10 protein-coding genes and 1 pseudogene are annotated in these 10,818 nt (G+C 69.4%); 4 read left to right on the top strand and 7 right to left on the bottom strand.

The features are described 5' to 3' along the window. Positions 1–599: 599 nt before the first annotated feature. The gene (locus ON37_RS20145) at positions 600–851 is read right to left on the bottom strand and encodes a hypothetical protein (RefSeq protein WP_157171515.1); all 252 of its coding nucleotides are present in this window, start codon (positions 849–851) and stop codon (positions 600–602) included. Positions 852–1,135: 284 nt separating this feature from the next. Here ON37_RS20145 and ON37_RS31080 point away from each other — a divergent pair, with 284 nt between their 5' ends. Beyond that, a complete protein-coding gene (locus ON37_RS31080) occupies positions 1,136–1,660 on the top strand; it encodes a hypothetical protein (protein ID WP_051031822.1) in 525 nt (174 codons plus the stop codon). Between the two features lie 73 nt (positions 1,661–1,733). Here the strand turns inward: ON37_RS31080 and ON37_RS20155 are convergent, their stop codons facing one another. Together ON37_RS20155 and ON37_RS20160 are read right to left on the bottom strand one after the other, a co-directional pair. Beyond that, positions 1,734–2,861: an acyl-CoA dehydrogenase family protein gene (locus tag ON37_RS20155; RefSeq protein ID WP_040721455.1), complete on the bottom strand. Its 1,128-nt coding sequence runs from the start codon at positions 2,859–2,861 to the stop codon at positions 1,734–1,736. Between the two features lie 9 nt (positions 2,862–2,870). Continuing rightward, a complete protein-coding gene (locus ON37_RS20160) occupies positions 2,871–4,043 on the bottom strand; it encodes an acyl-CoA dehydrogenase family protein (protein ID WP_040721457.1) in 1,173 nt (390 codons plus the stop codon). A 455-nt stretch (positions 4,044–4,498) separates the two neighbouring features. On the opposite strand from ON37_RS20160, the gene ON37_RS20165 reads away from it, so the two are divergent. Then, positions 4,499–5,140, top strand: a complete 642-nt coding sequence (locus ON37_RS20165; RefSeq protein ID WP_040721459.1) for a class I SAM-dependent methyltransferase — start codon at positions 4,499–4,501, stop codon at positions 5,138–5,140. A 4-nt stretch (positions 5,141–5,144) separates the two neighbouring features. Here ON37_RS20165 and ON37_RS20170 read toward each other — a convergent pair whose 3' ends face one another. Next, positions 5,145–7,031 (bottom strand): DEAD/DEAH box helicase, encoded by a 1,887-nt coding sequence (locus ON37_RS20170; RefSeq protein ID WP_083893139.1) that lies wholly within the window; start codon positions 7,029–7,031, stop codon positions 5,145–5,147. Between the two features lie 349 nt (positions 7,032–7,380). Here ON37_RS20170 and ON37_RS20175 point away from each other — a divergent pair, with 349 nt between their 5' ends. Next, positions 7,381–8,178, top strand: coding sequence for a carbon-nitrogen hydrolase family protein (locus ON37_RS20175; RefSeq protein WP_040721491.1), 798 nt, complete (start codon positions 7,381–7,383; stop codon positions 8,176–8,178). A gap of 13 nt (positions 8,179–8,191) precedes the next feature. After that, positions 8,192–8,839: a phosphoribosyltransferase gene (locus tag ON37_RS20180; protein ID WP_040721461.1), complete on the top strand. Its 648-nt coding sequence runs from the start codon at positions 8,192–8,194 to the stop codon at positions 8,837–8,839. Positions 8,840–8,858: 19 nt separating this feature from the next. Here the strand turns inward: ON37_RS20180 and ON37_RS20185 are convergent, their stop codons facing one another. The 3 genes and pseudogenes from ON37_RS20185 to ON37_RS20195 all read right to left on the bottom strand — a co-directional run. Then, entirely contained in the window at positions 8,859–9,398 is a 540-nt protein-coding gene (locus ON37_RS20185) for a gamma carbonic anhydrase family protein (protein WP_040721463.1), read from the bottom strand. A 6-nt stretch (positions 9,399–9,404) separates the two neighbouring features. Then, a complete protein-coding gene (locus ON37_RS20190) occupies positions 9,405–10,160 on the bottom strand; it encodes an ESX secretion-associated protein EspG (protein WP_040721465.1) in 756 nt (251 codons plus the stop codon). A 27-nt stretch (positions 10,161–10,187) separates the two neighbouring features. Next, positions 10,188–10,818 (bottom strand): annotated as a pseudogene (locus tag ON37_RS20195) (hypothetical protein); the annotation flags it as partial.

Below are 10,818 nucleotides of genomic sequence, written 5' to 3' on the forward strand. Positions count from 1 at the left end.
TTCGTTCTCGACCCGAGCGGGCACCGCCTCCGGAGCCATGCCGATTCCGGAGTCGCGCCGCATCCGTCGCATCCAGTCGACGCAGAGCTCGAGATCAGCCTCGGACGCGCACCGAATACCGCCGGCGACCGTCGGCGGGCGCAGTTCCCCGAGCCGGTACAGCCGGGTCCCGCCGGTCTCGCGAAAGCCCTTGCCGGACAAGTTCGCCAGTACCCGGCGAAGGCGGCGGCGGATCGCGGATCGCCCTCGACACCCGCGCTGTCCGGAACACGGTCGTAGCACGCCGCGGCCAGCTCCGCGAGCGCGTTGTCCGGAACGTCGCCCAGGTAGATGCGGTAGCCGGGCGTCTTCATCGCGACGCCGATCACCGTGTCGTCGCTGCGCACCGACAGGAACAGCGGAGAGACCGCTTCCCGCCCGGCGGCGCAGTTGTCGGCCATCGTGGCGATGACCGTATGTCGCAACGGATCTCGCGCCAGGAAGCGACCGGCGCGATTGCGGAATTCGGCCGCATCCGTGGTCGATTCGACCTTCATACCGGCCCACGGTAAGCCCCGCGGGACGGTGGTGCCCAGTGGTTTTTCGCCGGGCGGGATCGGTCAGACGGATTCGTGGCTGTCGGCGCGCAGTTTCAGCAGGACCAGCCCGGCCGTACAGGCGAGAATCAGTCCGGCAACGGTGATTTCGACGCGAAGGCCCGCGATGCCGAGCACCGCCCCGACCAACCCGCCGAGGAAGATCAACCAGGCCGCGATGCGGGATGTGATCGACCAGGCGGTGCGCCCGGATCCGGCGGTAACCGAATCACCCTGCGACACCGCGCGCGTGGGGGATGTCGAATAAGCTCCCATCACTACTCCTCGATGACGCCCACCGGAACCTTCGATGTGTCGGTTTCGCCCGGCGAGTATCACGCGTCGCACATGTAACTTCGCTCACACGGTACGTGGCCGTTGCGAAATCTCCACGCGACACGTGCCCGCGACACGCCGAAAGTAATTGTTTCGTTATTTGAAGTGATGGCATTTCACGTTACTCTCGGGTATTTTGCCGTCGATCGGCATGCCTGGCCCGCGATAGCGACCGTCGGCTACTGTGAGGCCACTCGGAAACTGTTTGAGGGAGCACCACATCCATGGACGACAAGGCGGACACGGGGGGTCGCGCCGATGAGGACATCCCGGGCCGCCTGAACATGAAGGTGGCCGGACCCGCGATGGCCGCCGGAGCGGTATCGCTGGGGCTGGTGCTGATCGGGGCCTGCGGAATCGGCCACAAGGACGTCTATGTCGCACCACCACCCCTGGCCGCCGACCTCCAGGTGGCGACGAGCCCACTGACCCGCAGCGCGACGACGACCACGCCCGCGGTGCTGATCCCGCCCTCGCCGACCTGGCGGGTCGCCGCCAACACTCCCGCCCGGCGGACCACGTCGACGACGGCGACCACCACGGCGACCACCGAACCCTATCCGGCCGAGGCGACGTCGACGATGCCGCGGATTCCCGCACCCACCGTCGACCCGTATCCCGCGAGTTCGCCCGGGGACGAGACCACCACGACGACCCGGCCGCACCATCCGTCCCACACGGTCGATTCCGAACCGAGCACCGAGCCGTACCCGGCGCCGACCGTCGACGCGGACGACAACGACCGCTGAGCCACAAGTCACGAAAAGGGCGGCGGCGGTGCGTCGTTCGCACCACCGCCGCCCGGTTGTCGGGTGACCGCGCTCAGAGTTCGACCAAGCCGTACTCTCCCACCCGGCCGCTCAGCACACCGAGGTGTTCGCGCCGCCCGCCGAAGGTCTGATCGACGGCCGTCAGTCGCGCCACGTAGTGACTGACCGGATACTCGGTTGTGATGCCGATACCACCGTGCATCTGCACCGCTTCCTGGCCGATGTGCCGGGCTCCGCGGCCCACCTGCAGCCGGGCCCGGGACAAGGCCGTCGCGTCGACGGTGCCTTCGGCCAGCGAGGCCGTCGCGTAATAGCTCATGCTGCGCGCCAGTTCGAGCGATACGTACATATCCGCGGCCCGCTGAGTCAGGGTCTGGAACTTCGACAGGGTGACGCCGAACTGCTTACGGGTCTTCAGATATTCGGTGGTGAGGCGCAGCGCCTCACCCATCGCGCCGATCGATTCCGCACACAGGCTCGCCTGTGCCGCGCCGATGGCGGCGGCGACCGCCGCGCCGGCGTCCGCGTCGTCGCCGAGCAGTTCCGCCGGGGCGGAGGCGAATTCGATCTGGGCGCCGCGCCGCTCGTCGAAGGTGCGGTACGGGGTGCGGGTGACCCCCTCGGCGTCGGCGGCAACCAGGAACGCACGCAACGTACCGTCCGCACCGACGGCGGTGACGACCAGTTCGTCGGCGCAATCACCGTGCGGGACTCGGCCTTTCACGCCGGTCAGGCGATAGCCGTCGCCGTCGGCTACGGCGGTGGTCTCCACCGTGAGGTCCGGCCAGCGGGTACCGGCCTCCTCGTGTGCGAGGGCCAGCAGCCGGGACCCCGCCGCCACCTCGGGCAGGACCCGGCCACGCTGCTCGGCCGAACCCAGAGCGGCGACCAGGCCACCGGGCAGCAGCACCGCGTCCAGTAGCGGTTCGGGCGCCAGGCGGCGGCCGATCTCCTCCATGACGACCATCGTCTCCACGGGCCCCGCGCCGACGCCGCCGTCCTCCTCGCTGAAACTCAGCCCCAGCACACCCAATTCGGCCAGCTGCGACCAGACGTCGCGGCTCCAGCCGAGTTCGGTGTCGAGAACCTTCAGCCGGCTCTCCGGGTCGTAGCTGCGGGCCAGCAGATCACGCACCGTATCGCGCAGCATGACCTGTTCATCGGTGAGCTCGAAATCCATGACGCCGCCTCACAATCCGAGGATGGTGGAGGCAATGATGGTGCGCTGCACCTCGTTCGAGCCTCCGTAGATGCTGGTCTTGCGGTAGTTCAGATAGGTGGGGCCGGTGCGTTGCGCCCAGTCCGGTGCGGCGATGTCGTCCGCGCCGACCGGCACCGCGTCCGGACCCGCGACGTCGAGCATGAGCTCGGTGGCCGCCTGCTGCAATTCGGTGCCCCGCAACTTCAATACCGAGGACACCGGATTCGGTTTGCCTTCGGCGGAATTGGCGACCACGCGCAGCAACGTCAGCTCCAGGGCGAGCAGTTCGTTCTCCAGTTCCGCCACCCGGGACGCGAACACCGGATCCTCGAGCAGCGTGCCCGACCCGGATTTGATCTGCGCCGCATGCTTTTTCGCGGTGGCGATCACGACCTTGGTCCGGCCCACGCCCGCGATCCCGGTGCGTTCGTTGCCGAGCAGGAATTTCGCGTAGGTCCAGCCCATGTTCTCCTCGCCGACCAACTGGTCGGCCGGAACCCGGACATTCTCGAAGAAGACCTCGTTCACCTCGTGCCGGCCATCGATCAATTTGATCGGCCGCACGGTCACGCCCGGCGAGTTCACATCGAACAGCAGCATCGAAATGCCGGCCTGCTTCTTCGGCGCGTTCGGGTCGGTGCGCACCAGACAGAAGATCCAGTCGGCGTACTGGGCCAGCGTGGTCCAGATCTTCTGGCCGTTGACGATGTAGGAGTCGCCGTCGCGCACGGCGGTGGTGCGCAGCGAGGCCAGATCGGATCCGGCATCGGGTTCGGAGAAACCCTGACACCACCAGATGTCGAGAGCGGCCGTCGGCGGGAGGAAGCGCTGTTTGAGTTCCTCGGAGCCGAACTGCGCGATCACCGGGCCGATCATGTTCGCGTTGAACGTCAGCGGCTCGGGGACGCAGGCCAGCTGCATCTCGTCTTCCCAGATGTGGTACTGCATGGACGTCCAGTCCTGGCCGCCCCATTCCACGGGCCACTTGGGCACCGCGATCCCCTTGCCGTGCAGGAGCTTGTGCGTGGTGACGATGTCGTCACGGGAGAGCTCCCGGCCGTTTTCGACCTTGTCCCGGATCTCGGCCGGAATCTCGGTCCGAAAGAACGTGCGCAGTTCGTCCCGGAAGGCCACCTCGTCGGGTGACAGGGCAAGTTTCATGGGCATCTCCCACCGGTATTCGTAGGTTCGAATCCGAATCTACGCCTCGGATCGAACCGATCGTCGACCGGATCATAAACGACGAATCGCGCGAAACCCCCGGAGCCGGCGGGCTCGATCGCGCCGGATGCGGAGCGGAACCGGTAGGTGGCGGCGAAATGGGCATACCCTGCGGAATTTCCGGCGATAGGAATAAGTTAATTGTGATTCGCATGCCCTGCGAGGGCCGGCGCCGATCCGGAGAGCGCCGCGGACTCGCCGGTGTACGCCGCCCGCCCCGTCGTCCGGCCGGGCGGTTCTCGGACACCGAACCGCCGCCGCGCCCGACCGGTCGGCAGCCCGCGGTCACAGCGGCTCCGTTTGCCGAATCGGCAAGAATCCTTGCCGCTCGGCCGGCGCGAGCGTGATCCTGAGGCCGGTGCCGTCCCGGGCACCGCCGAGCTACGAGGAGTCTCATGTCCGCTACATCTCCGGCCGAACCGGCACAGTTCTGGGAGCAGCGTTATCGCGACAGCGAGCGCGTCTGGAGCGGCGAGCCGAATCCGCTGCTGGTCCGCGAAACCGTGGACCTGCGGCCGGGACGGGCGCTGGACCTGGGCTGCGGTGAGGGCGCCGACGCCGTGTGGCTGGCCGGCCAGGGCTGGCAGGTGACCGGAGTCGACATCTCCCCCACGGCACTCACCCGGGCCGCCGCCCACGCCGCGGCAGCCGGGCTCGCCGAGCGGATCACCTGGGAGCGCCACGAGCTGGGCGTGAGCTTTCCCGAGGGCACGTTCGACCTGGTCAATGCCCACTTCCTACAGTCGCCGGTAGCCCTGGACCAGAACGGCGTGCTGCGCCGCGCGGCCGCCGCGGTGGCCCCGGGCGGCACGCTGTTGATCGTCATGCACGCCGGATGGCCGACCTGGATGACGCCGGCGGAATATCCCTTCGACGCCACCTTCCCCACCCTCGACGGCGTGCTGCACGCTCTCGACCTCGGCGCCGACTGGACCATCCACACCCTCGAACCGGTCGAACGGTCACTGACGGCACCGGACGGTCGCACCGGCACCCGGGTCGACAACGTCTGGCGGCTCTCCCGGGCGGTCGGCTGAGCGACTAGCTGCGTGGCTTGCGACGGTCGTGCTTACGCGGGCCGTCGCGACGCGGACCGCGGCTCATGGTCCGATGCCCGGGCGGGCCCTGGTCCAGTTGCAGTTGGATCAGGACACCGCTGATCCGAGTGCGACGCAGCGCGTCCAGGGTCTCCGCCGGGAGATCGGCCGGAAGTTCGACCAGGCTGTGGTCGGGACGGATGCTGATATGCCCGAAATCGCTGCGGCGCAGGCCGCCTTCGTTGGCGATGGCGCCCACGATCGCACCGGGTACCACGCGATGACGTTTACCGACGGCGATCCGGTAGGTGGCCATTTCGCCGCCGGTGGCGCGATGCCGCTGCGGACTCTCCCGGCGCTCGCGATCTTCCCGCGGCGCCCGTTCGCGACGCGGTGCGCGGATCGGTTCGGGTTCGGCCTCCATGAAGAAGTTTTCCCCGTCGTGGCCGCCCACGGCCAGGGCCGCGGCGATATCGGCGAGCGGAATGTTGTGCTCTGCCTCGTAGTCCTCGATCAGCTTCCGGAACAGCGCCAGATTCTCCGACGACAGGTTCTCGGTGATCGCGTCGTGGAACTTCACCACGCGCTGGGCGTTCACATCGTCGACGCTGGGCAGCTGCATCTCGGTGAGCGGCTGCCGGGTGGCGCGTTCGATGGCGTCGAGCAGCCGGCGTTCCCGCGGCGCGACGAACAACAGTGCCTCGCCGGTGCGCCCGGCCCGCCCGGTGCGGCCGATGCGGTGCACATACGACTCGGTGTCGTGCGGGATGTCGTAGTTGACCACATGCGAAATCCGGTCGACATCGAGGCCACGCGCGGCCACATCGGTGGCCACCAGAATGTCGAGAGCGCCGGATTTGAGCTGCCCGATGGTCCGTTCCCGCTGATTCTGCGCGATATCGCCGTTGATGGCGGCCGCGGAGTACCCGCGCGCGCGCAACTTCTCGGCCAGCTCTTCGGTGGCCTGTTTCGTGCGCACGAAGATGATCATCGCCTCGAACGGCTCGACCTCGAGAATGCGGGTGAGGGCGTCGAGCTTGCGCTGATGCGACACATGCACCCAGCGCTGCGAGATATTGGTGTTGGTCGTGGTCTTGGCCTTGACCGTGATCTCGACCGGATCCTTGAGGTACTGCTTGGAGATCTTGCGGATCACCGAGGGCATGGTCGCCGAGAACAGTGCCACCTGCTTGTCGGCCGGGGTATCGCGCAGGATGCGTTCGACGTCCTCCTGGAAGCCCATCTTCAGCATCTCGTCGGCCTCGTCGAGCACCAGATACCGCAGCTGGGTCAGGTCCAGCGTGCCGCGTTCGAGATGATCGATCACCCGGCCCGGCGTACCGACCACGACCTGCGCACCACGTCGCAAACCGGACAGCTGCACCGCGTAGTTCTGTCCGCCGTAGATCGGCAGCACATGCACCCAGGGCAGATGCGCCGAGTACCGGCCGAAGGCCTCGGCCACCTGGATCGCCAGTTCGCGGGTCGGCGCGAGGACCAGCGCCTGCGGCGGCTTCGGCCGCTTCTCCAGGCCCATCAGGATCGGAATCGCGAAGGCGGCCGTCTTGCCGGTGCCGGTCTGGGCGAGACCGACGACATCGGCGCCGGCCAGCAGCGGCGGGATGGTGGCCGCCTGAATGGGCGACGGCGACTCGTACCCGACATCGGCGATCGCGGCGAGCAGCCGATCGTCGATACCGAGGTCGGCGAAGGTGGGTTCGGCCGCATCGGCGGCGTCGTCACGACGGCCCGGCGCGCCGCTTTCGGAGTCTGCGCTCGCGGGTCGGGACCCGGTGGCGGCGTCCGCGGGCCCTTCGTGGTTGCGCTCGTCTGCGCCTTCGGGCCTGTCGCCCCCGCCGCCGGGAGCGCTGTCGACCGATGAGTTGTTCATATTGACCAGCAGTTTAATGCCTCGCGGTGGCCGCCCGGACCATCGGGCCAATACGGTGAGACCTATGCAACCGCAGCAGCCGCCCTCGCGCGCCGTTCCGGAAACCCCCGAATCCCTGCGGCCCACCGCATCTGCGTCCGCGGAGCCGGCGGCGCGGTCCGCTGCCGCGGCGCGGACGAGTGACGAATCCGACACCGGTGCGGCCGCCACCACGGTCGGCAATCCGGCGCCGATCGTGGTCACCTACTCGGCCACCGTCGGAGCCGAGCGGCCGGCCGCCCCCACCGCGGCGGGGCCGGAACCGGAACCGGTCGCCGCGCCCGCCGCCGGGCCGGCGCCGGCCCGGGCGGTGGACATCGCGGTCGTCCAATTCGGTCCCTACACCGACAAGGCGGCCAACCTCGCCGCGTTACGCGACCACGTCCGCGCGGCCGCCGAACTCGGCGCGAAAGTGGTTGTCGCCCCGGAATATTCGATGTTCGCGGTGACGCGGCTCGACGAGCGGGTGGTGGCCGCGGCCGAACCGCTCACCGGCGCCTGGGTGAGCGAACTGCGCGGCCTGGCGGCCGAATTCGGCGTGCACGTCGTCGCGGGTGTGGTGGAGGCGCCCGGCGGGGAGATCACCGATCGGATCTACAACACCCTGATCGCGGCCGCGCCGGACGCCGAATTCGCGGCCGTCTACCGGAAGGTGCACCTCTACGACGCCTTCGGTTTCCGGGAATCGGACGTGGTCGCCCCGGGCCCGATCGCCGAACCCGCGACCTTCGCCGTCGACGGTGTGGTCTTCGGCCTGCAGACCTGTTTCGACCTGCGCTTCCCGGAGGGCTGCCGCCGGGTGGCCGCCGCCGGCGCCCACGTGTTGGTGCTTCCGGCGCAATGGATTCCGGGCCCCGCCAAGGTGGACCAGTGGACCACCCTGCTGCGCGCGCGGGCCATCGAGAACACCGTCTACGTGGCCGCGGCCGACCAGTGCGCACCCCGGGGCGCCGGCGCCTCGATGATCGTCGATCCCGCCGGAAGTCTGCTCGCCGAACTCGGCGACGCCCCCGGCATCGCGACCGGTCGCATCGACCTGGACCACCTGCGGCAGATCCGTGCCACCAACCCCAGCCTGAGCCTGCGCAGATTCACCGTCGAGCCATAGACTGGGTGGCACCATGATCTATCCGGATCGTTGGGCAGCCGGCCGCACGCTGGGTGAATCGCTGGTGCACCTGCGGGCGTCGCATCCCCTGGTGCTGGGACTCCCGCGCGGCGGGGTGCCGGTCGCGGCCGCCGTGCACGAGGTGCTCGGCGGCGATCTCGATGTGCTGCTGGTGCGCAAACTCGGGGTGCCGTGGCAGCCGGAACTGGCGATGGGCGCCATCGGCGAAGACGGCGTGCGGGTGCTCAACGACGATGTGGTCCGACAGACCGGGGTGCGGGCCGACCAGATCGCCGCGGTCGAGGAGGCCGAGCTGGCCGAGCTGGCCCGGCGGCAACGGATGGTGCGCGCCCGGGTACCGCGGATCTCGCTGCGCGACCGCACAGTGGTGATCGTCGACGACGGAATGGCGACCGGGGCGACGGTGGCCGCGGCCTGCCGGGTGGCACGGTCGCAGCAGCCGCGCTGGATCACCGTGGCGGTGCCGGTGTCCTCGATCGAGGCCGTCGATCGGCTGCAGGGACTGTCCCAGGAGACGGTCTGCCCGCTGATCCCGCGCTCCCTCGCCGGGGTCGGCGGCGCCTACCGCGATTTCCATCAGCTCGACGACGACGAGATGCTGGACCTGCTGCCGACCGCCGCCGAACCGCCGAACGGTTGAGCGGCCACCCGCACACGAATCAGACTGTCGGTGAATCGATTTCCTTCACCCCGTCGCGATGGCGCCGGGCGAGGTCGGCGTAGTAGCCGGGGTTGATCTTCACCCAGCCCTCGGCCGGTGTGCCGGTGATGGGCCGCTTCACCTCGGCGGGCGCGCCCGCCGCCAGCACATGCTCGGGAATTTCGGTCCCGGGCTGGACCAGCGAGTGCGCGGCGATCATGGTGCCGGCCCCGATCCTGGCCATATCGAGGACGGTACTGCCGTTGCCCACGATCGCTTCCGCGCCCACGGTCGCGCCGTGCAGCACCACACTGTGCGCGATGGTGGCGCCGGGACCGATCTCCACCGCCACGTCGGGCGGCGTGTGCACGACCGCGTTGTCCTGCACGTTGGCCCGCTCCCGGACGATGATCGGGGCGAGGTCGGCGCGCAGCACCGCGCCGTACCAGACCGAGGCGCCGGCTTCGACGCGCACATCACCGATCAGGGTGGCGGTCGGCGCGATGAAGGCGCTCGGGTCCACCTGCGGGCGTTTACCTTCGAATTCGAAGCAGGGCATGCGGATTCACCATTCGTTGTTGTCGGCGACCAACCGCTCGGCGGCGGCGACCAGTGGGCGGAGTTGCGCGGCGAAGCCTTCGGCGGTGACACCGACGATGTCGACATCGGTCCGGGTGCGCACCACGTAGCGGCCGTCGCCGGCGACATCGATCCAGCACAGCACGCCCAGCGGCCGCATGCTGTCGTCACCGCGGCGGGCGGAGACCACGATCTGCCCGATGCCGTCGCGCGGCTGTTTCAACAATCGCCGCATCCGCGCGGTGGTGGAGGGCCCGGACACGGGGACGGTGACCAGATCACGGCTGTCCTCGCGCACCCGGTCCAGCGGCGCCGTGCGGCGTGGCTCGGTTCCCGGCGAATTCTCGGGCAGCAGTGAGACCACCCGAGCCGCCAGAGTGGCCGAATTACCCACGAACAGGCGGATATCGCCGCCGCGGTCGGGCCGGGAACCGGCGCGCTGGGCCGCGACGACGGTGATGTGGCCGGCGGCCGTGCCCAGCACGCGCACCGCCCGCACCTCGTCGGCGCCCTGCTCACCGAAAACCTCGATTCGCACGGCCGGGCGAGCCAGCACGCGCAGCGCCGCCTCCAGATCGGGATCGAGGGTGCGATCGCACCATGCGGTCAGTTCCGGAAGTTGTTCGGCCCGTTCGGTGCTGGTCCGGGCGGAGAGGCGGACGGCGAGCGGGTACGGAATTCGATCACCGTCGATGCGCTGCCAGGCCACGGCGAACTGGTCGGGAGTCAGCGTCCATTTCACCGCCGCCGGACCGCCTCGAACGCCCGATCAGTCATCCTCGGACCATTCGCCGAGGACGGGCGGCGTGGTCGGATCGAGCTGACCGACCAGCTCGCCGCCGGGGTCGGCCGGTTCCAGGAAGGTCGGTTCGTCGAATTCGGGGTAGTAGTCCTCGTCCTCGTCGTCGTCGTTGCGGCGGACCGCTTTCACCGCAACGGCACCGGACGGGCCGGAGCGCACGGCATCCCCCGCGGCGAACGCTCCGCCGGCCAGACCGCCGACGATGCCGGCCCCCATTCCGGAGATCGAATCGGCGCCGGAGTTGCGATCCTGTTCGTGCTCGTCGCGTTTACCGGATTCGGAGGTCTGGGCCGGGCCGGTCGGGCTGCCCGCCGAGGCCGCTGCCGGGAGCACCGTCGCCATCGCCGGACCGGTGACCGGCGGCGGGGCGGCAGTCGGACCGGGAGCTGCCGATCGCTCGTGCGGCCCAACGGGATTCGCGACCACGGTGACGGCCGGACCGGGTGTGGTCGCCACGGCCGCGACGGTGGTGACGGAAGCGGGCGGAGCGGATGCCGGTACCACCGCCACCGGGGCGGTTGCGGCGGGCGCGACCACGGGTTGTTCCGCATCGGTGCCCGGGGCGGACGGACCGGCGGCAGGTCGGTCCGCCGGGGGC

Origin of the sequence: Nocardia veterana NBRC 100344, from assembly GCF_000308855.1 — a bacterium.
GTDB lineage: Bacteria > Actinomycetota > Actinomycetes > Mycobacteriales > Mycobacteriaceae > Nocardia > Nocardia veterana.